The sequence below is a fragment of the Candidatus Competibacteraceae bacterium genome, assembly GCA_016713505.1.
Lineage (GTDB): Bacteria > Pseudomonadota > Gammaproteobacteria > Competibacterales > Competibacteraceae > Competibacter_A.
This window is the reverse complement of the sequence record JADJPA010000001.1, coordinates 2356874-2382033: the sequence shown is the minus strand read 5'-3', so window position 1 is coordinate 2382033 and position 25160 is coordinate 2356874. Positions and strand designations below refer to the sequence as shown.

At 59.5% G+C, this 25160-nt stretch carries 21 protein-coding genes; 10 read left to right on the top strand and 11 right to left on the bottom strand.

Annotation, left to right across the window (positions count from 1 at the left end; all coding sequences use genetic code 11):
• Positions 1–73 precede the first annotated feature (73 nt).
• Positions 74–529 (top strand): hypothetical protein, encoded by a 456-nt coding sequence (locus IPK09_10850; GenBank protein MBK7984112.1) that lies wholly within the window; start codon positions 74–76, stop codon positions 527–529.
• Positions 530–628: 99 nt separating this feature from the next.
• Positions 629–1852: a hypothetical protein gene (locus IPK09_10845; protein MBK7984111.1), complete on the top strand. Its 1224-nt coding sequence runs from the start codon at positions 629–631 to the stop codon at positions 1850–1852.
• Positions 1853–1908: 56 nt separating this feature from the next.
• On the opposite strand, the gene IPK09_10840 is transcribed toward IPK09_10845, so the two are convergent.
• Positions 1909–2697 carry a methyltransferase domain-containing protein gene (locus tag IPK09_10840; protein MBK7984110.1) on the bottom strand — a complete coding sequence of 263 codons (789 nt, stop codon included), beginning with the start codon at positions 2695–2697 and terminating at the stop codon, positions 1909–1911.
• A gap of 556 nt (positions 2698–3253) precedes the next feature.
• Here IPK09_10840 and IPK09_10835 point away from each other — a divergent pair.
• The 6 genes from IPK09_10835 to bioD all read left to right on the top strand — a co-directional run bounded on the left by IPK09_10835 (position 3254) and on the right by bioD (position 11385).
• Positions 3254–6157, top strand: a complete 2904-nt coding sequence (locus tag IPK09_10835; protein MBK7984109.1) for an EAL domain-containing protein — start codon at positions 3254–3256, stop codon at positions 6155–6157.
• Between the two features lie 210 nt (positions 6158–6367).
• Positions 6368–7363: a biotin synthase BioB gene (gene bioB, locus IPK09_10830; protein MBK7984108.1), complete on the top strand. Its 996-nt coding sequence runs from the start codon at positions 6368–6370 to the stop codon at positions 7361–7363.
• Between the two features lie 14 nt (positions 7364–7377).
• Positions 7378–8700 (top strand): adenosylmethionine--8-amino-7-oxononanoate transaminase, encoded by a 1323-nt coding sequence (locus tag IPK09_10825; protein ID MBK7984107.1) that lies wholly within the window; start codon positions 7378–7380, stop codon positions 8698–8700.
• Positions 8697–9845 carry an 8-amino-7-oxononanoate synthase gene (gene bioF, locus IPK09_10820; GenBank protein ID MBK7984106.1) on the top strand — a complete coding sequence of 383 codons (1149 nt, stop codon included), beginning with the start codon at positions 8697–8699 and terminating at the stop codon, positions 9843–9845. Before IPK09_10825 ends, bioF begins: the two co-directional genes overlap by 4 nt.
• Positions 9838–10656 carry a malonyl-ACP O-methyltransferase BioC gene (gene bioC / locus IPK09_10815; protein ID MBK7984105.1) on the top strand — a complete coding sequence of 273 codons (819 nt, stop codon included), beginning with the start codon at positions 9838–9840 and terminating at the stop codon, positions 10654–10656. The genes bioF and bioC overlap by 8 nt, the downstream gene beginning before the upstream one ends.
• A gap of 21 nt (positions 10657–10677) precedes the next feature.
• Entirely contained in the window at positions 10678–11385 is a 708-nt protein-coding gene (gene bioD / locus IPK09_10810) for a dethiobiotin synthase (GenBank protein ID MBK7984104.1), read from the top strand.
• A gap of 70 nt (positions 11386–11455) precedes the next feature.
• Here bioD and IPK09_10805 read toward each other — a convergent pair whose 3' ends face one another.
• From IPK09_10805 to IPK09_10785, 5 genes are all read right to left on the bottom strand, one after another.
• Positions 11456–11668, bottom strand: coding sequence for a cold-shock protein (locus IPK09_10805; protein MBK7984103.1), 213 nt, complete (start codon positions 11666–11668; stop codon positions 11456–11458).
• 210 nt (positions 11669–11878) lie between these two features.
• Positions 11879–12346 carry a ribosomal protein S18-alanine N-acetyltransferase gene (gene rimI / locus IPK09_10800; protein MBK7984102.1) on the bottom strand — a complete coding sequence of 156 codons (468 nt, stop codon included), beginning with the start codon at positions 12344–12346 and terminating at the stop codon, positions 11879–11881.
• Positions 12347–12357: 11 nt separating this feature from the next.
• On the bottom strand, positions 12358–13215 hold the full coding sequence (locus tag IPK09_10795; GenBank protein MBK7984101.1) for a uracil-DNA glycosylase: 858 nt from the start codon (positions 13213–13215) through the stop codon (positions 12358–12360).
• 9 nt (positions 13216–13224) lie between these two features.
• On the bottom strand, positions 13225–14760 hold the full coding sequence (locus IPK09_10790) for a 2-isopropylmalate synthase (GenBank protein ID MBK7984100.1): 1536 nt from the start codon (positions 14758–14760) through the stop codon (positions 13225–13227).
• 247 nt (positions 14761–15007) lie between these two features.
• Positions 15008–15331, bottom strand: a complete 324-nt coding sequence (locus IPK09_10785) for a hypothetical protein (protein MBK7984099.1) — start codon at positions 15329–15331, stop codon at positions 15008–15010.
• A 67-nt stretch (positions 15332–15398) separates the two neighbouring features.
• On the opposite strand from IPK09_10785, the gene treZ reads away from it, so the two are divergent.
• Entirely contained in the window at positions 15399–17264 is a 1866-nt protein-coding gene (gene treZ / locus IPK09_10780) for a malto-oligosyltrehalose trehalohydrolase (protein ID MBK7984098.1), read from the top strand.
• Positions 17264–20071 (top strand): malto-oligosyltrehalose synthase, encoded by a 2808-nt coding sequence (treY, locus tag IPK09_10775; protein ID MBK7984097.1) that lies wholly within the window; start codon positions 17264–17266, stop codon positions 20069–20071. Before treZ ends, treY begins: the two co-directional genes overlap by 1 nt.
• Before the next feature lie 33 nt (positions 20072–20104).
• Here treY and pssA read toward each other — a convergent pair whose 3' ends face one another.
• The 5 genes from pssA to IPK09_10750 all read right to left on the bottom strand — a co-directional run bounded on the left by pssA (position 20105) and on the right by IPK09_10750 (position 25131).
• Positions 20105–20899: a CDP-diacylglycerol--serine O-phosphatidyltransferase gene (gene pssA / locus IPK09_10770; protein ID MBK7984096.1), complete on the bottom strand. Its 795-nt coding sequence runs from the start codon at positions 20897–20899 to the stop codon at positions 20105–20107.
• 52 nt (positions 20900–20951) lie between these two features.
• The gene (locus tag IPK09_10765; protein ID MBK7984095.1) at positions 20952–21698 is read right to left on the bottom strand and encodes an NYN domain-containing protein; all 747 of its coding nucleotides are present in this window, start codon (positions 21696–21698) and stop codon (positions 20952–20954) included.
• Positions 21699–21796: 98 nt separating this feature from the next.
• A complete protein-coding gene (gene ilvC, locus IPK09_10760) occupies positions 21797–22810 on the bottom strand; it encodes a ketol-acid reductoisomerase (GenBank protein ID MBK7984094.1) in 1014 nt (337 codons plus the stop codon).
• A 75-nt stretch (positions 22811–22885) separates the two neighbouring features.
• The gene (ilvN, locus tag IPK09_10755) at positions 22886–23368 is read right to left on the bottom strand and encodes an acetolactate synthase small subunit (GenBank protein ID MBK7984093.1); all 483 of its coding nucleotides are present in this window, start codon (positions 23366–23368) and stop codon (positions 22886–22888) included.
• Positions 23369–23385: 17 nt separating this feature from the next.
• Positions 23386–25131, bottom strand: coding sequence for an acetolactate synthase 3 large subunit (locus tag IPK09_10750; protein ID MBK7984092.1), 1746 nt, complete (start codon positions 25129–25131; stop codon positions 23386–23388).
• Positions 25132–25160 lie beyond the last annotated feature (29 nt).

Below are 25160 nucleotides of genomic sequence, written 5' to 3'. Positions count from 1 at the left end.
CATGGCAAACCAGCCAGGCTGATTTTCAGTCGAGCGCTAAGATTGATTTCATGCCAAATAGATTTTTAAGGGAATGAGTACTCGCGACATCAAACGTCTGATCGGTATTCTCACGCTTTGTATCGCCAGTGCAATACCCGATATTGGCGATGCGGTGCCCATGGAAACCTCTCCCGTTATAATCGTCAACCCCACCGCTCACTCCAAGGCATTGCTTTCGAAAACGATGTTGAGCGCCATCTTCGGGATGCGATTGAGAAAATGGGAGGATGGCTCGCCGATCAAAGTTTTCGTCTTACCCGACGACGATCTTTTACATATCGAGTTTTCAAAGTATATCCTTCATGTTTTCCCTTATCAATTACGTGCGGCCTGGGACCGCCTGGTTTTTTCGGGTACGGGTGAAGAACCGATCAAAGTCAATTCAGAACAGCAGATGCGAATGCTGGTCGGTTCGACGCCTGGAGCAATCGGTTATTTGCGGGGCTCGATGCTCGATGAAACCGTTAAGGCCGTGGTCTTGAAGTAATCAGAAGTTGAATGGTTTTCTCTAAATTACTTTCTAAGCTTTGCCATTATGAACTGGATAAAAATACATTGGATTGTTTTTCGGTGTGCGATTCATCTAATGGGCTATTTGCCGCTAACTTCAACCCAAAGTCATCGGGCTGTTATTGGGGTTTTGTGTCTTGTTCTAGGCGGGATTTCACCCCAGCAAGCGCGGAGCCTTAACGTCGGGGACAGCATTCAAGTCCATGGCTTCTTGACTCAGGGCTATTTTTTAACCTCCGATAACCGGTTGTTCGGGACCAGCGATACCGGCGGTAGTTTTGATTATACCGAGGCGGGATTGACCGGGTCTTGGACGCCTGCTTCCGATCTTCGCTTGGCGTCGCAGGTGTTGTTTCGGCGCGCTGGCGTAGGCCATGAGAACGATGTCGAGCTGGATTTTGGGCTGCTCGATTACACCGTTCTTTCGACGCCAGACTATCGCCTTGGGCTGCGTCTCGGGCGCGTCAAGATTCCTTTTGGACTTTACAACGACACGCGCGATGTCTTGTTCACCAGACCGACGATCTTGTTGCCCCAGTCGATTTATGCGGATGCCCAGCGCGATTTGAGCCTGTCCGCCGATGGTGGGTTGTTATACGGTGAATATCGAAACGACTGGGGCAATCTATCGTTCGAATTGGGTGTGGGAATCCCTAGAAGCACCAGCGTCGATACCGAATTGGGAATCTTGGGTTTTAATTATCCGGGACGTACTGATCCCAACCGCTCTTACATAGGCCGGTTGAGCTATGACCTACAGGGTGGTAAATACCGTCTCAGCGTCAGCTCGGCCCGGGTGGACACCCGCTACGATCCCTCGTCTGAGCCAGGCGATTTACTGGCCGGAAGAGATCTATTTTCCCCGGTTATTTTTTCGGCTCAGTATAATTTGGAAAAGCTCAGCCTGACGGCTGAATATGCGCTACGGCCGGTTAAAGATAAGGGCTTTGGAGAAGAATTTGATCGAGAGATCATCGGAGAAAGCTATTATTTGCAAGGCGAATACCGATTCGATGAAAAATGGCAGGCAACTTTGCGTTACGACGTGTTTTATAATGATCGCGAAGATCGTCATGGTAAAAAATTTGCTACAAAAGGCTTATACCCATCCCACACCCAATTCGCTAAAGATTGGACTTTCGGAATTCGCTATCACCTTAATTCTTCTTTCTTGATAGCCACGGAATATCATTATATCGACGGCACGGCTTGGATAGTGCCGCTTCAGGATAACGCTGATCGTCAAGGTTTGGAAAGGCGGTGGCATTTATTTGCCGTGGTGGCAGGGTTTCGCTTCTAGCATTCCTGCGATTTCGAACAGGGTGCTTTTCGCTGAGCGATGTTTTCTTGGTTCGGTTATTGATAAGGTTTGCAGCCCGTAACGATGATCTGCAATACCGTGGCAAAATACCGACCTTCAGAATCCGCTTTCTCAAGTTCCGCATGGAATTCTTCAAGCTCTTTTTCTGAGAGGATTCCCGCTTCCAAGGCCGATTTTTCAGTCACATCATACCAAGTGACGAGGCGGCTGACTTGGTAATCAGTTACAAAGGTCGGCGCGAGCTCGACACGAACATCGTCCAAGCCGCTTTGAAGGAACAGCCGGTATAGCTTCCTTCCTGAAAAACCGTTTTTAATGACGGTTTCGACATGAAACTTCTTTAGTTTTTGTTCGATATCGATTAAATCGGTATCGATGGACATCGTGCTCCAATCGGTATCGACCACCACCACCCGGCAGCCCGGTTTTGTGACTCTTATGATCTCTTTCAGAAGCCGTTTGGGGTCGGTGTTATGTTGAAAAACCCGCTCGCTGCGCGCGGCATCAAAATAATTGGGGTCGAAAGGAAGCTGCTGGCCATCAACGGATAGATGGGTCACCCACTGTTCCACACCCGCTTCGGCCGCTCTTTGTTGTGCGCGGGCAATTTGCTCCTCATCGATATCGACGCCGACCACTTTTCCCGCTTCCCCAACGAGGGACGCTAAAAAGATGGTATCGGTTGCCGGCCCGCAGCCCATATCCAGCACTTTATCGCCGGCTTGTATTTGCATTAATTCATAAGTGCGTTGTTTATAGGCGGAAACCATTTTGGCTATTAATGCAAGATAATCTGATTGTGAATGACCATGCTCATTTTGCATGGTAAACCTCCTCGACGTTTAATGGGTGGCGGCCCCTGCTGGCCGGATCAGCCTTCGCTCATCAGCTGACGCGTTGAGTTGGCTCCCTTGCCCTGCATTCGAAAGATACTGTCACCTTAACATACTCTTGATCTGGCGGTGTTAGTTTAAAGGAGTAACTGTATAAATTATGAAAATAATTGGCGGCCTTATGTTGAAAATATCAACCCCATTCTAATAAAAAAATGTAATTAAATTATTACTATAATTCCTTAAACGCCTTAATTAAGTTGATATTTTGTTCCATCTTGGCGATGGTATCGAGATAAGCTATTCTGTAAATTAAATTTATCGGAAATTCTGTGGGCGGCTCGGCCATTGTGCCGAAAAGGTGGCCGCCCAGAACGCTGTTTGAATGGGTTTATTTGTATAACTTCATGATTTTATAATAAAAATAGGCGCTGTGCGGCAGTTGGTTTAAGCCGCTCAGCCAAGTTGCCCGTTTCCTTTAGGAAATTATCCGTATGCAGGCTTTCTCCATCCGCTAGCTAGTTGGAAAGTACAGGCGTTGTAGCAAATGCTCCCACCCCCACGCTTCGGCTTTTTTCTGAGCCTCAAGTGGAAAGCGCTGTTGTTAAGCAGTATTGCGCTGATCGCCGTGACCGGCACGCTGGTGACTCTCAATTACGTTGAGTTGCGCAATCAGTTCGAGCAGCGGCGGGCGGAGCTGCAAATCCAATACGTGCGCCAGGTCCAGGGCTTGTTGGATCAGTCGGACAAACGCTTGCGGCAGTGGGGTACGGCGGTGGCTTCCTTGCTCGGCGCTCGGAACGCCGAGCAAAAGTCGGTTCGGGGGAAGATCGCTGAATTCGAGCGCTTGGCGGCGATTCTGGAATTGGACATGGGGGTGGAAAACGTCGCGCTCATCGCCGCCGATGGCCAGCCTTTGGCCACGCATGGCTTGGACGCCCAATTCGACCGACGGGCCGCCTTGGCGGAAGCGAAGCGTCGGGTCTTGGCCGCGGAAAGTCCGGCCAGCTTGATCGATTGCTTCGATACCTGTCTGCAATATGCCATCGCGCCGGTTTTAGGGACCGGTGATGCGTTGCTGATGGGAGTATCGCTGGCGGATGTGGTCCTGGATTTTCAGCGGGTTTCTGGAACGGATCTGGGGTTGCTGGTCGGAAAAAGCGGGACCGCGCTTCAGACCGACGGCGATGACGGTGACGAGCACCGCCTCCAGCCGTGGAACGCCAAAGTGGCGGCGCTGAGCAACGCCCAGGCCAACCTCGAAATCCTGCGGCTGGCCGCTCGGGGCAAGACGCTTGCGGAGAGCGCGCGCCAGTCGATTTACGTCGGTCTCAACGAGCGAGAGTACGATATCCGGTTGTTTCCCCTGGCCGGTTTCGACGAGCGTGAGGATGCGTATTTGGTCGTCGTGGCGGATATCAGCGACGCGATGAAGCGAATCCGCACCGCGCTCCGGCGCAATTTAGCGCTGGGCGCCATCGGTTTGGTGCTGTCGGAACTGCTGTTGCTGACCATTCTGTGGCCGCCGATGTCGCGGTTGCGGCGCGCGGCGGCCAATCTGCCCTGGCTGGCCGAAGGTGCGTTCACCAAAATACGCGCGGCGGTCTCGGAATCTCGGCTCACCCATTTTTTTCGGGACGAGGTGGACGTTTTAAACGATACGGCGGTCGCGCTTTCGCACCAACTGGAAGCGCTGAATACCGAAGTGGCGAAGCAAACCCAGGACCTCTCCGAGCGCGTGAGCGAGATTATCCAGCAGCGTAACTTCGTCACCCACATTCTGGAAACCGCTCAAGCCATCATCCTGACCCAGAATCGAAGAAATGAAATCTTGATGATCAATCCGTACGGGCTGGCGATCACCGGTTATACGTTTGCGGAATTGCAAGGACAGCCTTTCGTCACCCTGCTGCTTCAGGATGAGAGCGCCGATAAAGCCAGGGATCATTTGGCGGAACTGGTCACGGGCGATCTGGCGCACCTTGAGGAAGAATGCGACATTCGCTGTAAGGATCACGGTTCGCTCAAGGTCGTCTGGCAGCATTCGCGCCTCAAGGGCGAGGGGGACGCCGCCGCTTTGATTTTATCGGTCGGCATGGATATCACGGCCCGCAAGAAAGCCGAGCTGCGGCTGGCGTGGCTGGCGGACCACGATCCGCTGACCGGGCTCTTCAACCGCCGCCGTTTCACCCAGGAGCTGAACGATGCGGTGGCCGCGGCCAGACGGTATCGCCGCTCCGGCGCGCTGCTGTTTCTCGATCTGGACCAGTTCAAGTACATCAACGATACCAGCGGCCATCATGCGGGGGATCGCCTGTTGCAGCGGCTGGGTGAGCTGCTGCCCTCCATTTTGCGCGAAGTCGATGTGATCGGCCGCTTGGGAGGGGACGAATTCGCGGTGATCCTGAACCAGGCCACGGCCGAGGAAGCGGTTCAGGTGGCCAAAAAAATTCTGGCGCATATTTGCGAAATCGAGTTTTCCGTGGAGGAACGCATTCACAAGCTGTCGGCCAGCATCGGCATCGCGCTTTTTCCAGAGCATGGCATCAGGATTGAGGATCTATTGTCGCGGGCTGATCTGGCCATGTACCAGGTCAAGGACAGCGGCCGGGGGAGTTGGTATCTGCTCTCCAGCGAAGATCAAAGCCAGCGGCTGATGCGCGAGCGGGTGTTTTGGAAACAGCAAGTCGAACATGCTTTGAAGGACAAGCGCTTTTTGCTGTTCGTGCAACCGATTGTTGGGATTCAAAGCCAAACGGTTTCGCATTATGAGGTTTTGCTGAGAATGCAGGGGAACGATGGCGAAATCATCGGCCCGACCCAGTTCATCGAAGTGGCCGAGCGCTCCGGGCTCATTCATTCGATCGACCGCATGGTCATGGCCGAAGCCATCCGTTATCAGGCCTTGGCCATGACCCAGGGGGTGCGAATTACCTTGACGGTGAATTTGTCCGCTCATGCGTTCAACAATCCCGATCTGTTGGAGCAGCTCAAACAGCTTTTGAAAGACACCGGACTCGACCCCAAGCAACTCATTTTTGAAATGACCGAAACGGCCGCGCTGGCGGACATGGTGGCTGCCCAGCAACTGATGGAAGCGATCAACGATATCGGTTGCCAGTTCGCGCTCGACGATTTCGGAACGGGATTTTCCTCGTTTTATTACTTGAAAAAGCTGCCGTTCGAATTCATCAAAATCGATGGCTCCTTCATCAGCAAGCTCGCCGAACGGGTGGACGATCAGGTTCTGGTCAAGGCCATGGGAGAGATCGCCAGGGCTTTCGGCAAAAGAACCATCGCCGAGCAGGTGGAGGATGAAAAAACCTTGGCTTTACTGGCCCACTATGGCATCGATTACGCCCAGGGCTATTACGTGGGACGGCCGGTGCCGATTACGGACATGCTGGAAGTCAGAGCCGCGCGCGTCGTCGATGCGTTATCGACACGGTGAGCACAAGGTATAATCGGCCGGCCGACCGGCCAGAGCGCCTAAAGCGAGCGAGCTCTGGTTTTCCAGGGTAGGGATACTATCCTTAGTCAACGCCGGAAGGGGCACGGGTGACGCGACAGGCGGTTGCTCCCGCACTCAGATCGATCTGAACGCTTGTGCCGTGTCCGCTGCCTCTCCCGCCAAGCACTCCACCATTCTGAGAATCTAACCATGACTACTTCAGCAATCGTCGACCGTCCGGCGGCGCGCACCCAACCACCGGCGGTCCATCCCGCGCCGGCCTGGACCGTCGATGCCGTGCTGGCGCTGTTTGAACTACCGTTTGCCGATTTGCTGTTTCGGGCGCAAGAGGCGTTGCGCGCCCATTTCGACCCCAACGCGGTGCAACGCTCCACGCTGTTGTCGATCAAGACCGGCAACTGTTCCGAGGATTGCGGTTACTGCTCGCAGTCCAAGCGCCACCAAACCGGCTTGGAAGCGCAGCGGTTGCTATCGACCGACGAGGTGCTGGCGGCGGCCAAGGCGGCCAAGGCGCAGGGCGCCGGCCGGTTCTGCATGGGCGCGGCCTGGCGCGGTCCCAAGGAAAAAGACATGGCCGCCGTCGCCGAGATGGTGCGCGAAGTCAAGGCACTCGGTTTGGAAACCTGCGTCACGCTAGGCATTCTCAAGGACGGTCAGGCCGAGGCCTTGAAGGTCGCCGGACTGGATTACTACAACCACAATCTTGATACCGCCCCGGAGTTTTACGGCGATATCGTCACCACTCACACCTACCAGGATCGGCTCGATACCTTGCAAAGCGTGCGCGAGGCGGGCCTGAAGGTCTGTAGCGGCGGCATCGTCGGCATGGGCGAGACGCGCCGGCATCGCGCCGGGTTGATCGCCAAGCTGGCCAGCCTCGACCCGCCGCCGGAATCGGTGCCGATCAACAATCTGGTGCCGGTTCCCGGCACGCCGCTGGCGGACAGCGATCCGGTGGACATCTTCGAATTCGCCCGCACCATCGCCGCCGCCCGCATCACCATGCCGCGCAGCTACGTGCGCCTGTCGGCCGGTCGCGAGCAGATGAGCGAAGCGGAGCAGACCCTGTGCTTTCTGGCCGGCGCCAATTCGATTTTCTACGGCGATCAGTTGCTGACCACCCGCAATCCCCGGATCGAAGGCGATAACGCGCTGTTCGAAAAATTGGGCCTGCGCGGCGTTTGAACGATCCGCGTCGAATGAGCAACCGTGAGTGGCTCGACCGCAGCCGCGCCGCCGTTTGGCATCCCTGCACCCAGATGAAGCAGCACGCCAGCGGCGCGTTGCCGCTGGTGCCGATCGCGCGCGGCGAGGGCGCGTGGCTGTACGATTTCGACGGCCGGCGCTATCTGGACGCGATCGGCTCGTGGTGGGTCAATCTGTTCGGCCACGCCAACCCGCGCATCAACGCCGCGCTCAAGGACCAACTGGACCGGCTGGAGCACGTCCTTCTGGCGGGTTTCACCCACTCGCCAGCGGTGGAACTGTCGGAGCGATTGGCGGCGCTGACCCGAGGTGAACTGGGCCATTGCTTCTACGCCTCGGACGGGTCGTCGGCGGTAGAAATCACCCTCAAGATGTCGTTCCACTATTGGCGCAACAGCGGCCAGCCTGAGAAAAATCAATTTCTGTGTCTGGCCGGCGGCTATCACGGCGAAACGCTGGGTACGTTGAGCGTGGGCGATGTCGGGCTGTATCGGGATGCCTACGCGCCGCTGTTGCGACCGGCCTTTGCGGTGCCTTCGCCCGATGCCCGCGCGGCGAAACCGAGGGAGACAGCGACCGATGTGGCCATTCGGGCGGCGGCGGCGCTAGAGACCTGTTTAGCGGAACACCATGGGACCATCGCCGCATTCATCCTTGAGCCGCTGGTTCAAGGCGCGGGCGGCATGGTGATGTACGATCCGCACTATCTGCGGCTGGCCCGCGAGCTGTGCGACCGTTACCGCGTCCATCTGATCTGCGATGAAATCATGGTCGGCTTCGGGCGCACCGGCACCTTCTTCGCCCACGAACAGGCCGGCATCCGTCCCGATTTTCTCACGCTGTCCAAAGGGCTGACCGGAGGCTATTTACCGTTGTCGGCGGTTATGACGACGGAGCGCGTTTACGCCGCTTTTTACGACGATGCCGTGACGCAGGCTTTTCTTCACTCCCATTCCTACACCGGCAATCCGCTGGCGTGTCGCGCGGCGCTGGCGACTTTGGATATTTTTGCCAGAGATGACGTCATCGCGCGCAACCGGCGGTTCGCCAAACAGTTCCGCGCGCTGTTGGCGCCCTTGGCCAAGCACCCGCGGGTACGCCATTTCCGTCAGTGCGGCATGATCTGGGCGGTCGATATCGACACTCAGGACCCGGAGTTTCGGCTGCGGTTCTATCGCGAAGCCTTGAGTCGCGAAGTGCTGCTGCGGCCCTTGGGGACCACGGTTTATTTCATGCCGCCCTACATTCTGAACGATGAGGAAGCGGCTTTACTGGCGGAGCGCGCGGTCGCGGCCCTGGATGCGGCCCTGCCATGATCTGGGAAGAACTGGAAACGGGCCTCGCCGGGCTGGCGACTGAGGGATTGCTGCGCCGTCGCCGTACCCTGGACGCGCCTTGCGGTCCCGATGCCGTGGTCGACGGCCGGCGCGTGGTGGCGTTTTGTAGCAACGATTATCTTGGTTTGGCCAATCACCCGGCCATCGTCGCGGCGGTTCGGGAAGCGGCCGAACGCTGGGGGGTGGGCAGCGGCGCTTCACATGTGGTGAGCGGTCATCTGCGCCCGCATGAGGAGCTGGAGGAGCGGCTGGCGGCTTTCGTCGGACGGGAGCGAGCGCTGTATTTCACGACGGGCTATCTGGCCAATCTGGCCATCGTGCCGGCGCTGGTGGGGCGCCATGACGCCGTTTTCGCCGACCGATTGAACCACGCTTCGTTGATTGATGCCGCCTTGCTGGCGCGCGCCGAGCACGTCCGCTATCCGCACAACGACGTGGACATGCTGGCCGCGCGCTTGGCGCAAAGCCGCGCCCGCCGCAAGCTGATTTTGACCGATGCGGTGTTTAGCATGGACGGCGATCTGGCGCCATTGCCAGCATTGTTCGCCTTGGCCGAACGCTTCGATGCTTGGCTGGTGATCGATGACGCGCACGGTTTCGGCGTGCTCGGCCCCGGCGGTCGCGGCAGTAGCGCCCATTTTGGGCTGCCGCCGTCGCCGCGCCTGATTCTGATGGGGACGCTCGGCAAGGCGGCCGGCGTGTCCGGCGCGTTCGTCGCGGGCGACCGGCGCGTCGTCGGTTGGCTGATGCAGCGGGCGAGGCCCTACATCTTCACCACGGCCGCCAGCCCGCTGCTCGCCGCCGCCTTGTTGGTCAGCCTTGATTTGATCGAAACGGGTGAGGAGCGGCGGGTGCGGCTACGCCGTCTGATCGAGCGTTTGCGGTCTGGGCTGTCGGGCTTGCCGTGGCGGTCGCCGCCGTCGCCGACGGCGATCCAGCCGCTGTTGATCGGGGGTAATGAGGAAGCCGTACGGCTGTCGGAGCGCTTGTTCTCGCGAGGTTTGTGGGTGCCGGCCATCCGGCCGCCGACGGTGCCGGCCGGTACGGCCCGCTTGCGGATTTCGCTTTCGGCGGCGCACAGCGACGGTCAGATCGATGCGCTCAGCGCGGCGCTCCATGAGTGAGTTGCCCGTGGCCGAATGGGCTCCATCCGTCGGCTTGCCCGCCAAACAGCGCGTCCGTCAGGCCTTCGATCAGGCGGCGTCGACCTATGACGCCGCCGCCGACGTGCAACGAGAAGTCTGCGACCGGCTGGCGGCCTACTGGCAGCAAAGCGGGATCGAGCTCGAACCGGACACTGTTCTGGATGCGGGCGGCGGCACCGGCTACGGCGGGCGTTGGTTGGCGGAGCGCTGGCCGCAAGCGCGGCTCGCCTTGATCGATTTCGCGCCCGGCATGTTAATAGCCGCACGGATGCAGGCGTCCAGAGCGTTATTGGTGTGCGCCGACATCGAAGCCTTGCCGCTTCCCGACCGTTGCTGCGAGCTGTACTGGTCCAGCCTGGCTTGGCAATGGAACGATCCCCGGCGGTGCTTACAGGAGGCAAAACGGGTGCTCAAATCAGGCGGCAGCGCGCTGGCGGTCGCGACCTTGGGCGCGGATAATTTTCTCGAATTGCGCCACGCGTTCGCGGCGGTCGATGATTACTCGCATGTCTTGACCGTGCCTCCTCCGGAGCGCTTGCTGGCGGAATGCCAATCAACGCACTGGCGGGTGCGGGTTTGGGAGCGGAAACCGGTACGCCGGCATTATGCGGATTTGCCGAGCTTGTTGAGGAGTGTCAAGGACGTTGGCGCGCGCGAAGTCGAACAGCGTCGTCCCGCCCCGTTAAGCCGCGCGGCCTGGCGGACGATCACCGCGCGTTACGAGCAATTGCGGGAGCCGGCGGGCTTACCGTTGACCTATGATGCAGTCTGGTTGATCGCCACGCGCTAGCGATCTCTCGGACGCTGAACCATGCCGCACGCCTTCTTCGTCGCCGGCACCGACACCGGGGTCGGCAAAACCCATGTCACCTGCGCCTTGCTGCGCGCCACGCGGCAGCGGGGTTTGACGGCGATCGGCATGAAACCGATTGCGGCGGGCGTCGGAGCCGATGGCGCAAACGACGATGTGACGCGGCTGATGGCCGCCAGTTCGGTTTCGGCGCCGCTGGAATGGATCAATCCCTTTCTCTACACTCCCGCCATCGCCCCCCACATCGCCGCCCGCGAAGCCGGCCGACCCATCGAGCTCGCGCCGATTGTTCGAGCCTTCGAGCGGTTGCGTCAGTTGGCCGACGTGGTTTGGGTAGAGGGGGTTGGCGGGTTTCGGGTACCGCTCGACGAGCGGTATGACACGGCGGATTTGGCCCAACGGTTGGCTTTGCCGGTGGTGTTGGTGGTCGGGATGCGACTCGGCTGCCTCAATCATGCACTGCTGACGATGGAGGCCATTGCGGGCCGGAGCTTGCGTGTGGCCGGTTGGGTCGCCAATCGCATCGATCCCGCCATGGAGCGTTTTGCGGCGAATCTTGAAAGCCTGGAACATCGCCTCGCCGCGCCACTGCTCGGAGTGGTCCCCCATGACGCCAGGTTCGAGCAGGCCGCGCGCGCGCTCGACGTGTCGGTTCTACCCGACTTTGGCGATCTTTTTCCGAACTCTGCACGGGGTCGTCGCCAGTAGCCGGATGAAGCCAGCAGGCAACAAAAAAGCCCGTGAAGCCGGGCTTTCTGGAGCAAAGGCGGGCTGAGGCTCAGCTTTGATCCAACGGGCGGATGTTGGTTGCTTGCTTGCCTTTGGGGCCGGTCGTCACATCAAAGGAAACTTTTTGATTTTCCTTCAGCGTCTTGAAACCGCGCGCCTGAATGGCTGAAAAGTGCGCGAACAGGTCTTCTCCGCCGTTGTCGGGCGTGATGAAGCCGAAGCCTTTCGATTCGTTAAACCACTTGACGGTACCAGTGACCATAAATTCGGTGTTTCCTGAAAACAAAAAATTGAAAACGATAGGGGCCTAAGCCCAGGAAGCCGTAGCAGAATCAAGTCAGGGAAAATGACGGACTCAGTATCAACTTGAAAAAGGGTGACCACAGAGAACGAACAGATTCACCAGCCTGGAAATCATACACCTTGGCACTATATGCCAACTGCATAAGTGGAGCAAGCACAATCGCGCCGCTTAAAGCTCCTTGGCCAGCACCCAACCGTCTTCTCTACCCTTGCTGGCGGGGTAGTAGCCGCGCCGCAAGCCGACCTCGCAAAAGCCGACGCTGGCGTAAAGCCGCAGAGCGCGCTGGTTGGAAAGGCGCACTTCCAAAAATACCGTTTGCGCTTGCAGGGAGATAGCCAGCTCCAGCAGATGGTCCAACAATTGGCGCGACAAGCCACGTCCCTGCAATTCCGGTCGCACGCAGAGGTTGAGGATGTGCGCCTCGCCGACCGCCACCGACATCACTCCATAAGCTTGAATGAAGCTGTGCGGGGTTTCCAGAACCCGGCATTGATAACCGACCCGAAGGCAATCCCGGAAAATGCCTTCGGTCCAGGCGAATTCGTAAGCACGCCGCTCGATCGACAGGATTTCCTTCAAGTCGATAGGGAGCATCTGCCGAAACCGACCGACGCAGGGTTCCCGCAAGGCGCTCATGAAAAGTCCTTTTAAGTCGCTTTAAGAGGGAGGCTCAGGGCGCGTCGCGCCAAGCGCAAATCATCCCAGGCTTTGCGCTTCTCGCGCGGCGAGCGCAGAAGATAAGCGGGATGGTAGGTGACCACGAGCGGGAGCTGCTCCGGCCCGACATGGTGGATTCGGCTGCGTAATTTGCCGATGGGCACGTCAGTATTCAGCAAGTTTTGGGCGGCGATGCGACCGACCGCCAGAATGATCCGCGGCTGGATCAAGGCGAGCTGCCGTTCCAGAAACGGGCGACAGCTGGCTGCTTCAGCGGGCGTCGGGTCGCGGTTTTCCGGCGGGCGGCATTTGAGGATGTTAGTAATAAAGACCTGTTCGCGTTGTAAGCCGATGGCTTGCAACATGGGATTCAACAACTTGCCAGCCCGACCGACGAAGGGTTCGCCCTGCCGGTCTTCGTCAGCGCCGGGCGCCTCGCCGATCACCAGCCATTCGGCCTGACGGTCGCCGACGCCGAACACGGTCTGGGTGCGGGAATGGCACAAACCGCAAGCGGTGCACTGTCGGACTGTTGCTTGCAAATCGCTCCACTCCAAATGCGCGATCCGCGCTTCCCGGCTCTCGTCAGCCGGCGGAGTAGCCGCCCTCTCCCCAGCACCAGCCTCGCTCGACAGTCCCCAATCATCGTCCATCAGCGCCCTCTCATCATCGTCGGCTAATGATTCATCAGTAACTGGCTCGCTATCAGTCGCCCGATCGGCCTCCACGGCGGGCGGCGGATCGACCGCCGCGCCGGACGGCGCCTGCTGTTTCGCCAAAGGCTGGCGTGGCAGCCAGAGCGGAATCCCCAACGCATCCAGGTAACGGCGGCGCAGCTCCTCGTCCATACCCGACGGTTACAGCAATTGCGGGTGCGCCCGCTCGCTCGGTTGCAGCACCTTGTTCAGCGCGTTGATATAAGCCTTGGCCGAGGCGATCACGATATCGGTATCCGCGCCCTGGCCGTTGAAGATGCGCCCGCCCTGAGCCACTCGCACCGTGACTTCGCCTTGGGCATCAGTGCCGCTGGTGATGTTGTTGACCGAATACAGCAGCAGGTCGGTGTCGGTTTTCAGAATGCTTTCGATGGCCTTGAACGCGGCATCCACCGGCCCGCCGCCCTCGGCGGTGGCGTTGCGCTCTTCGCCGTCCACCGTCAGCGTGACCTGAGCGGACGGGGTTTCGCCGGTTTCCGAACACACCCGCAGGTAGCGCAGTTGCGCCCGTTCGTTTTCCGCCGTCAGGTTGGTGTCGGTGACCAGCGCCTGCAAGTCCTCGTCGTAAATCTCGTGTTTCTTATCGGCCAGCTCCTTGAAGCGGGCGAAGGCGGCGTTCAGGTCTTCCTCGGAAGCGAAGCTGGCACCCAATTCTTCCAAGCGGGTGCGGAAAGCGTTACGGCCGGAATGCTTGCCGAGCACCATGCGGTTGGTGGACCAACCCACGTCCTCGGCCCGCATGATCTCGTAAGTTTCGCGATGCTTGAGCACCCCGTCTTGATGGATGCCGGATTCATGGGCGAAGGCGTTGGCCCCGACGATGGCCTTATTGGGCTGCACCGGGAAGCCGGTGATATTGGCGACCAAGCGGGAGGCCGGCACGATCTGGGTGGTGTCGAGGCCGGTTTCAAGCTGGAACACGTCGCGGCGGGTGCGCACCGCCATCACGATTTCCTCCAGGGAAGCGTTGCCGGCCCGTTCGCCGAGGCCGTTGATAGTGCATTCCACTTGCCGCGCGCCGGCCCGCACCGCCGCCAGCGAATTGGCGACCGCCAGACCCAGGTCGTTGTGGCAATGCACCGAAAAGATGGCCTTGTCGGCGTTCGGCACCCGTTCGAGCAAACTGCGGATGGTGTGGGCGAACTGCTCGGGGACGTTATAGCCGACCGTGTCGGGGATGTTGATGGTACGCGCCCCGGCATCGATGGCGGCCTCGACGATCCGGCACAAAAAATCCAGTTCGGAACGGCCGGCGTCCTCGGCGGAGAATTCCACGTCGTCGGTCCAGCGCCGGGCGCGGCGCACCGCCTCGACCGCTCGTTCCACCACCTGATCCGGCTCCATCCGCAATTTCATCTTCATGTGGACCGGCGAGGTGGCGATGAAGGTGTGAACCCGGCAGGCCGCCGCGTCCTTCAAGGCTTCGCCGGCCCGGTCGATGTCGGCGTCGGCGGCGCGGGCCAGCCCGCAGACCACGCTGTCCTTGACCGCTCGCGCCACCGCCCGCACCGCCTCGAAATCGCCGGGGCTGGCGACGGGGAAGCCGGCTTCGATCACATCCACCCGCATCCGCTCCAACATCTTGGCGATGCGGACTTTTTCTTCCTTGGTCATGGACGCGCCGGGGCTTTGTTCACCGTCGCGCAGCGTGGTGTCGAAAATGATCAGTTGGTTCATGTGGCGCTCTCCAGGTGGGGTTCTCCCACCGTGCCGGATGGGGTGGTGGATCACAGTGATCGATGGTGGCGATTATGGCGATTTTGCAGGCTTTGTCAGCCGAATCTTGCTGGGGTCACGGTGGCTGAACGGGCGTCACATCCCGTTAAATCGGGGTTGTAACGCCGGGAGTCGAACGAATGGGTTTCAGTAAACCGTTATAAATGTTATAATTTTACTATGTTCTGGCCTAAACCGTTAAAAAACTTCAGCTTTCGACCGGACTGATTTGCGCCATCAACACGTTCGAGACGGCCGAGTAAAGGACTGCGACAGCCCGTTGGATTGATACTGCGGGCAGGGCAGCGGAGATTGTTTCGCCACCGTGCGCCGCGCGCGACAGAACCGCATGGAATTCTGCATTTTGCTCGATTTTCTGCAACCTAAAGTAGGGCAGACCGAGCGCGTGCCGCTCGGTTCCGCTGTTTGCGGCGCAATCACCAGAACCGCGCCGATTCAACCGCGCCGGCATTGAGCCGGGCGCTGCCGATTTTTCAAACGAACGCCGAGTTCGATCGCTTTTAAAACTCATGTGTGGGCGTGGTGCATGGCCGCGCGGTCGCTGGCCATGCTATTCCGACACGGAAGGCAGCAAGCTTATGAATGACCTCACGCCAGGATCCCATTATCTCGGCAACCGTCAATGCGCCTTCACGCTTTGGGCTCCGTTGCTGAAACAAGTGGCGCTGCATCTGGTTGCACCCCAGGACCGCCTGATTCCCATGGCCCGCGACACCTGGGGTTATTGGCGGACCACCGTGACCGGCATCGACCCCGGCGCGCTGTATTGCTATCGCTGGGACGGGGCAATCGACCGCCCCGATCCGGCCTCGTATCATCAGCCCGATGGCGTGCACGGCCCCTCGCAAGTGGTGGATCAAGCTTTCAGCTGGAGCGATGGCAACTGGCGACCGCCGCCGCTGGAACGGTGGGTCATCTACGAATTGCATGTCGGCGCCTTCACCCCCGAAGGCACGTTTGCCGCCATCATTCCCCGTTTGCCGGAACTGCGCGAATTGGGCGTCACCGCGCTGGCGCTGATGCCGGTGGCGCAATTTCCCGGCGACCGCAACTGGGGTTATGACGGGGTTTATCCCTACGCCGTGCAGGCGTCTTACGGAGGCGTGAACGGCTTGAAACGGCTGGTGGATGCCTGCCATGGTCAAGGCTTGGCGGTGATCCTGGATGTGGTCTACAACCATCTCGGCCCCGAAGGGAATTATCTGTGGGGCTTGGGAACCTATTTTACCGACCAGTACCGCACGCCGTGGGGCGATGCCATCAATTACGATGGCCCTTACAGCGCCGGCGTGCGCGATTACGTGGTTCAAAACGTCCGCTATTGGTTGGAGACCTGTCACTGCGACGCCTTGCGGCTGGATGCGGTCCATGCCATTTACGATTTTGGGGCGCGGCATATTTTGGCGGAACTGGCCGTTGTCGCCGCCGATTGCGGACGGCGGCTGGGCCGGTTCTGTCATCTGATCGCCGAAAGCGATCTGAACGACCCGCGCTTGATCCGCCCGCCTCAGGTCGGCGGTTACGGCCTCGACGCCCAATGGAGCGATGACTTCCATCACGCCTTGCATACGGTGTTGACCGGCGAGCGGCATGGCTATTACGCGGATTTCGGCACCATCGACCAATTGGCGCAAGCTTACCGGCACCCCTTTGTTTACGCCTGGCACTATTCTCCGCACCGCCGGCGCTGGCACGGTGACGATGCGCGTGATTGTCCGGCCTGGCGGTTCGTCGCGTTCGGCCAGAATCACGATCAAGTCGGCAACCGGCCGCTGGGCGAGCGGTTTTCTGCCCTGTTGCCGTTTCCGGCCTTGAAGCTGGCGGCCGCCGCGGTGCTGCTGTCGCCTTATCTGCCCTTGCTGTTCATGGGCGAGGAATACGGCGAACCCCGACCGTTTCTTTATTTCATCAGCCACGGCGATCCGGCCTTGATCGAGGGGGTGCGGCAGGGGCGGCGCGAGGATTTCCTGGAGTTTGGCGCCGGGGGCGAAGCGCCGGACCCGCAAGCCGTCACGACCTTCGCCGCCTCCAAGCTGCAATGGGAGCTGGGTAAAACCGGCCGACACGGCCAGTTGCGCGCTTTCTATCGCGAGCTGTTGCGCTTGCGCCGGGAAACGCCGGCGCTGGCCCGGCTGGACAACGCTAGTTTGGCCGTTGCGGTGCTCGCCCCGACGGTGCTGGAGTTAAAGCGCTGGTGCGATACGAGCCGGATCAGCGCTTGGCTCAATTTTTCCGACCGGCCAGCGACCGTCACGGTGGTTCCCGGCGCGGGACCGTGGCGGCGCCAGCTCGATGCCGCCGATCTCGCCTGGGGCGGCGCGGGGTCCGAGCTACCGGCGACCCTCGCCGAAACCGAGCACCCGTTGGTGTTGCCTCCCTACGCTGTGGCGGTCTATGCCGCCGATCTTTTCGCTGGATCGCCGCACTCGGAGGCTCTCCCATGATGCGTGTTCCCGTTGCGACTTATCGTTTGCAATTCACTCCTGACTTCGGTTTTGACGCCGCCACCAGCATCGCGCCCTATCTGGCCGAATTGGGGATATCCGACATTTATGCCTCGCCGATTTTGACGCCGCGCCGTGGCAGCCAGCACGGTTACGATGTGGCGGACCCCCGCGCAATCAACCCCGAATTGGGCGGCGCGGAGCGGTTCGAGCTGCTGGCGCAGCATTTAAAACAACTGGGGATCGGCTGGGTACAAGATATCGTCCCCAATCACATGGCCTTCGACAGCCAGAACCCGATGCTGGTGGACGTGCTGGAAAACGGCCCGGATTCACGCTACCACGAATTTTTCGACATCCACTGGAACCACCTGTACGAAGGGATCAAGGGACGGGTGCTGGCGCCGTTTCTCGGCAAGTTTTACGGCGATTGTCTGGAAAGCGGCGAACTGCAATTGCGCTATAACGAAGCAGGACTCGCCGTCTACTACTACGAGTTCCGGTTTCCGATCCGCATCGAATCCTATTACCGGGTGCTGACCTATGACTTGGGCCGGCTGCGCGCCCAGCTCGAACGCACCCACCCGCATTTCGTCAAGTTTTTGGGCGTGCTTTACCTGCTCAAATACATCCCTGCCGGCGAGGAGGGACGGGAGCGTTACGATCAGATCTCCTTCATCAAGCAAATGCTGTGGGAGCTGTGGAACGGCAGCTCCGAAGTGCGCGAGTTCATCGAGGAAAACATCCGCATCTTCAACGGCGAGGCCGGTAAGCCAGAGAGTTTCGACCTGCTGGAAAGCCTGCTCGACGAGCAATTTTTCCGGCTGTCTTACTGGAAGGTCGGCAACGAGGAACTCAATTATCGGCGCTTCTTCACCATCAACGATTTGATCTCGCTGCGCATCGAGGACCCTAGGGTCTTCGAGTCCACCCACGAACTGATTCTGAAGCTGGTGGCTGAGGAAAAGATCAACGGGTTGCGGATCGATCACATCGACGGCCTCTACGATCCGGCGGAGTATCTCAACCGGCTGCGCGAGCAGGCTCCCTACGTCTATCTGGTGGTGGAGAAGATTCTCGAACACAACGAGGAGTTGCCGGTCAGCTGGCCGTGCCAGGGTACCAGCGGTTACGACTTTCTCGGCATCAGCAACGGTCTGTTCTGCGATCCGGCCGCCGAGCAAGACTTTACCGCCTTGTACCACGCCTTCACCGGCGACGCTACCGCCTGCGAAACGCTAATCGAGCGCAGCAAGCGGATGATCGTGGCCCGACATCTGGCCGGCGACATCGACAGTCTGGCGCATGTGCTCAAGCGCATTTCCGAGCGTTACCGCTACGCCAGCGACTTCACGCTCTACGGGCTGAAAGCGGCGCTGGTCGAAATTCTGGTGCTGTTCCCGGTCTATCGTACCTACATCGACCGAACCGGCGCCAGCCGGGCCGATCAGGACTGCATGCGGCGGGTGATCGCCCAAGCCCGGCTGAACCTTCCCAATTTCCGCAACGAATTGGAATTCGTCGAACGCTTTTTACGGCTGGAGTTCGATGAGAACATGGCGGCCGAGGGCAAGGATCAGTGGCTGCATTTCATCATGCGCTTGCAGCAGTTCACCGGTCCCCTGATGGCCAAGGGCGTGGAAGACACCGTGTTCTACGTTTACAACCGGCTGCTGTCCTTGAATGAAGTAGGCGCGGGACCGCTGCATTTCGGCATCGACCTCGACGAGTTTCATGCCTTCAACCAGCATCGGGTCGCCTGCTGGCCCCATGCGATGAACGCCAGCGCGACCCACGACACCAAACGCGGTGAGGATTCCCGCGCCCGGCTGAACGTGCTGTCGGAACTGCCGGCCGAGTGGGAAGAACACGTGCGACGCTGGCACGAGATCAACTTGGCCCACAAGGTGCAAATCGGCGAGCGGCTGGCGCCCGCGAACGACGATGAATACCTGTTCTATCAAACCCTGCTGGGGGCGTATCCCTTCGATCTGGCCGAATACCCGGCCTTTATCGAGCGGATCAAAGCCTATCTGATCAAGGCCGTGCGCGAGGCGAAAGTGCACACTCATTGGTTGGAGCCGGACAACCAATACGAGAATGCCTTGCTCGCTTTCGCCGAGCGGGTGTTGGAACCCGGCAGGGACAATCCTTTCCTTCAGGCGTTCCTGCCGTTTCAGCGCAAGATCCAGCATCACGGCATCCTCAATTCGCTGGCTCAGACCCTGCTCAAACTCACCACGCCTGGCCTGCCGGATTTTTATCAAGGCACGGAACTGTGGGATTTGAGCTTGGTGGACCCCGATAACCGGCGCCCGGTGGATTTCGAGCGGCGCGGCGCGCTACTGAAGGCGCTGCAGAGCCACGCTAGCGAAAATCTTGCTGGCTTGCTTAAAGAACTGGTGGCGGCGCCCGAAGATGGCCGCATCAAACTGTTTTTGATCTATCGGGCGCTCCAGGCGCGACAGGCGGAGCGAGAATTGTTCCAGCATGGGGCTTATCAGAAGCTGACCGTCATCGGTAGTCTCAAGGCGCATGTGGTGGCCTTCGCGCGCGAGCTGGGCGAGCGGCGGGCGTTGGTGGTGGCGCCGCGTTTTTCGACCGGTCTGGTCAAGGATGGCGAGTGGCCGCTGGGTGAAGCGGTCTGGCATGAAACCAGGGTGCTGCCGCCGGCCGGTTCGCGCCTGCGCTGGCGCGATGCCTTGAGCGGACAACTGGTGCAGGGAGAGGAAGCGTTGTGGTTGCGGGAAGCGCTGAAACATTTCCCGGTGGCGCTGCTGTTCAACGAGCCTGGCTCGGGTGGTTGACCGGACGGTCCGGGGTTCGGTCCACAGCGGCATCTATTTGGAGCCGGCGGGCTCGTTGGGAGACCGAGCGCGCCGTCGCGCCCGCTGGCGCAGCCGGAACAGGAACAACACCGGACCCGACAAAACATACACCAGGAAGCCGCAGAACAGCACCTTGGGCGGGTCGATCGAGATGACCACCAGGGTGAGCACCACCAGCAGCACGGAAGCGAACGGGACCCGCTTGTGCAGGTCGACCTGTTTGAAGCTGAAGTAAAGAATCTTGCTGAACATCAAAGCGCCAGCGCCGATGGTGATCACCAGCGCCGGCCACAGCAGTTGTGAGCCGGTCAACCCCAAATCGGTGCCGAACCAGACCGTGCCGCTGACAATGGCGGCGGCCGAAGGGCTGGGCAGCCCGATGAAGTAGCGTTTGTCGGTGCTGCCGTGCTGGACGTTGAAGCGGGCCAACCTTAATGCGGCCATCACCGTATAGAAAAAAGCCGTGAGCCAGCCGAGCTTGGACAGGAACGGACCCATGCCGATCATGGAGGTGAGCGCCCATTCGTACATGATCAGAGCGGGGGCCAGCCCAAAGGAAATCAAATCCGCCATGCTGTCGTATTCCGCGCCAAACTCGCTTTCGGTGTGGGTCAGGCGGGCGACCCGCCCGTCCAGGCCGTCCAGCACCATAGCCACGAACACCGCGATGGCGGCCGGCTCGAAGCGGCCTTGCAAGGCGGCGATGATGGCGTAGAAGCCGCAGAACAGCGCGGCGGTGGTGAACAGGTTGGGGAGCAGATAGACGCCGCGCCGGCGGCGCTTTTCGGGTGCTGGTTCGCTAATCATTAGGCTTGCCTTGGAAGCTTTAATGCGATCAGTTCGAGTGATCGGAACTGCGTTATTTCTTGCGTTTGTCGCGGATATAAAGACCTTTTGCCCGACTGGAGCCGTGCTGGCGCTCTTCAAGATCAAAAAGACCGATGGCCAATACGAGGTCGCTGAGCTTTCCATAGCCATAATTTCGAGGGTCGAACTCTGGAGACTGCTGGGCGATGTGATGGCCGACACTGCCAAGGTTGGCCCAGCCGCTATCGTCCGATACGGCTTCAACAGCGCTGCGAACAAGGTTCACCAGCTTAGTGTTCGCTTTGAGTTGATTGGTTTCTTGTTTGCGGTTGCTCGCTTCCGATTCTGGCTGGGGCAGCAGAACTTTGGTGAAGATGAACTTATCGCAGGCATGAATGAAGGCTTTCGGGGTTTTCTCCTCGCCGAAGCCGTAAACCAGCAGACCTTCTTCTCGGATGCGGGAAGCCAGGCGCGTGAAATCACTGTCGCTGGAAACCAGGCAGAATCCTTCAAAACGGCGCGTATAAAGCAAATCCACCGCGTCAATGATCATGGCGCTATCGGTGGCGTTCTTACCCACCGTGTAACGAAATTGCTGGACAGGCTGGATCGAGTGGTCGAGCAGGACTGATTTCCAGCCGCTCAAATTCGGCGTGGTCCAGTCGCCATAAATTCGTTTGACGCTCGCAACCCCGTATTTGACGATCTCTCTAGCAAGTCCCTCGATGATGGCGGGCTGAGCGTTGTCCGCATCGATCAAAACTGCAAGCCGATGCTGGAGCGGTGGATCGTTGTTCATTTTTTGACAGCCGCCTTCCGAGTCGGCTTAAAAAATTGGAGCGCGGATCGGGAGTGAAAATTCCGCGCCCCGGTTGCGCCTGTTTTGCCGGGCGAGCCTCAGTTCTTGGTGGTATCCACCAAGCGGTTGGCTTTGATCCACGGCATCATGCCGCGCAGTTTTTCGCCGACCTGCTCGACCGGATGCTCGCGGCTGATGCGACGGTTGGCCCGCAGCACCGGCGCGCCCGCCTGATTTTCCGCGATGAATTCGCGGGCGAACTGGCCGGTCTGGATTTCCTTGAGGATCTTGCGCATCTCGGCCTTGGTCTGCTCGGTGACGATGCGCGAGCCGCGAGTGAAGTCGCCGTATTCGGCGGTGTTGGAAATCGAGTAGCGCATGTTGGCGATGCCGCCCTCGTAAATCAAATCCACGATCAGCTTCACCTCATGCAAACACTCGAAATAGGCCATCTCCGGCGCGTAGCCCGCTTCGATCAGCGTTTCGAAGCCCGCTTGAATCAGCGCGGTCAACCCACCGCACAGCACCACCTGCTCGCCGAACAGATCGGTTTCGCACTCCTCGCGGAAGCTGGTCTCGATCACGCCGGCCCGGCCGCCGCCGTTGGCCGATGCATAGGAGAGGGCCAACTCTTTGGCCTGACCGCACGCGTCTTGCGCCACCGCGATCAGACAGGGTACGCCGCCGCCCTGGGTGTAGGTCGAGCGCACCAGGTGGCCCGGACCCTTGGGCGCGATCATGATCACGTCGAGGTCAGCGCGCGGCACCACCCCGCCGAAATGGATGTTGAAGCCGTGGGCGAAGGCCAGCGCCGCGCCTTTTTTCAGCTTGGGTTCGATTTCCTTATAAATCTGGCTTTGATGCTCGTCGGGCGCCAGGATCATGACGACATCGGCCGCCGCCGCCGCGTCCGCCACCGGTTTGACCGTCAGGCCGGCTTTCTCGGCCTTGACCGCCGACGCCGAGCCGGGCCGCAAGCCGACGAGCACGTTCACGCCGGAATCGCGCAGGTTGAGGGCGTGGGCGTGACCCTGGGAGCCATAGCCGATGATGGCGACTGTCTTACCCTTGATCAGGGACAGGTCGGCGTCTTTATCGTAATAGATGTTCATGGGCGAGTTCCTGAAAAGTTAAACTCCCGATCCCCGGCCGAAAGCGACGGCGGGGATGGGGTTGCGGGGAGAAAGTCAGGCGTGTAACGCTTTTTGACCGAGCGCGATCCCGGTGGCGCCGGAGCGGACCACTTCGAGGATCGCATCTCGCTCGATGGCGCGCAGGAAGTTATCCAGCTTGGTGCCGGTGCCGGTCAGTTCGATGGTGTAGGTCGCATCGGTGACGTCGAGGACGTGTCCGCCGAAAATATCGGCCAGCCGTTTCATTTCGGCGCGCAGTTCGCCGTTGGCCTTGGTCTTGACCAGCATCAATTCGCGTTCGATGGCCTCGGTTTCGCTGAGATCGATCAGCTTGACCACATCGATCAGCTTGTTGAGCTGCTTGACGATCTGCTCGACGATCTGCTCGTTGCCGTAGGTGACCAGAGTCAGCCGCGACAGGGTCTCATCGTCGGTCGGAGCCACCGACAAACTTTCGATGTTGTAACCGCGCGCCGAAAACAGATTGGCCACCCGCGACAGGGCGCCGGCCTCGTTCTCCAGCAAAATCGAAATCATGTGACGGTTATTATTGCTCACAGCAGCACCATGCCTTCGTCGTGGGTCGAAATCATCTCGTCGCGCTCGGCCAGCAACATTTCATTTTGGCTGCCGCCGGAAGGGATCATCGGAAACACGTTTTCACCCTGATCGGTCAGGAAGTCGAGGAACACGGTCCGGTCCTTCATGGCGAAGGCTTCGCGCAGCGCGCCTTCGACATCGCCCGGTTTCTCGACCAAGATGCCCGAATGACCGTAGGCTTCGGCCAGTTTGACGAAGTCCGGCAGCGCCTCGAAGTAGGTCATGCAGTAGCGCTTCTGATAGAAAAATTCTTGCCACTGCCGGACCATCCCGAGATAGCCGTTGTTCAAGTTGACGATCTTGACCGGCGTTTGATACTGCTTCATGGTCGACAGTTCTTGCAGCATCATTTGGATGCTGCCGTCGCCGGTGATGCACGCCACGTCCCGGTCGGGAAAGGCCAGCTTGGCCCCCATCGCCGCCGGCAGGCCGAAGCCCATGGTGCCCAAGCCGCCGGAGTTGATCCACTGGCGGGGTCGGTCGAAATGGTAATACTGCGCCGCCCACATTTGGTGCTGGCCGACGTCCGAGGTGATGATGGCCTTGCCTTCGGTCACCTCATAGAGCTTCTGGATCACGAATTGGGGTTTGATCACCGTCTCGCTGGAGCGATAGCTTAAGGATTTGACCGCCCGCCACTCGTCGATCTGCCGCCACCAGCGCGCCAGCGCCTCGGTGTCGGGCTTGAGCTTCTCGTCGCGGATGACGTTGATCATCGCCCGCAGCACGTTCGGCACCGAACCGACGATGGGAATATCGACCCGGACGTTTTTGGAAATCGAGGAGGGGTCGATGTCGACGTGAACGATCCGCGCCTCCGGACAGAATTTATCGAGCTTGCCGGTCACGCGATCGTCGAAACGAGCGCCGATGGCGATCAGCACGTCGCAATGGTGCATCGCCAGATTGGATTCATAAGTGCCGTGCATCCCCAACATGCCGACGAACTGCTTGTCGGTGGCCGGATAAGCGCCCAAGCCCATCAGGGTGTTGGTGATCGGATAACCGAGCAGTTGGGTCAGTTCGACCAGTTCCGGCGAACCGTCGCTCAAAATCACCCCGCCGCCGGTGTAAATCATGGGGCGCTTGGCCGACAGGATCAGGTCCACCGCCTTGCGGATTTGGCCGGCATGGCCCTTGACGGTTGGATTGTAGGAGCGCAGCTTGACCTTTTTGGGATAATGAAATTCGCCCTTGGCGATGGTCACGTCTTTCGGCACATCGACCAGGACCGGACCGGGCCGGCCGGTGCTGGCGATATAAAAGGCTTGCTTGATGGTTTCAGCCAGCTTGGTGATGTCCTTGACCAGGAAATTGTGCTTGACGCAGGGCCGGGTGATGCCGACCGAATCCACCTCCTGAAAGGCGTCGTTGCCGATCAGCGCGGTGGGCACCTGACCGGAGATGATCACCATCGGAATGGAGTCCATATAGGCGGTGGCGATGCCGGTGACCGCGTTGGTCACGCCGGGGCCGGACGTGACCAGGACCACCCCTGTTTTGCCGCTGGCGCGGGCATAACCGTCGGCGGCGTGCGCCGCGCCTTGTTCGTGACGGACCAGCACGTGCTTGACATCGTCCTGAACGTAGATCGCATCATAAATATGTAAAACAGCGCCGCCTGGGTAGCCGAACAGGTATTCAACACCTTCCTCCTTCAGACAGCGGATCAGGATTTCGGCGCCTGTCATGAGTTCCATACTGTTGATTCCTCATGGTAGATTGGGTT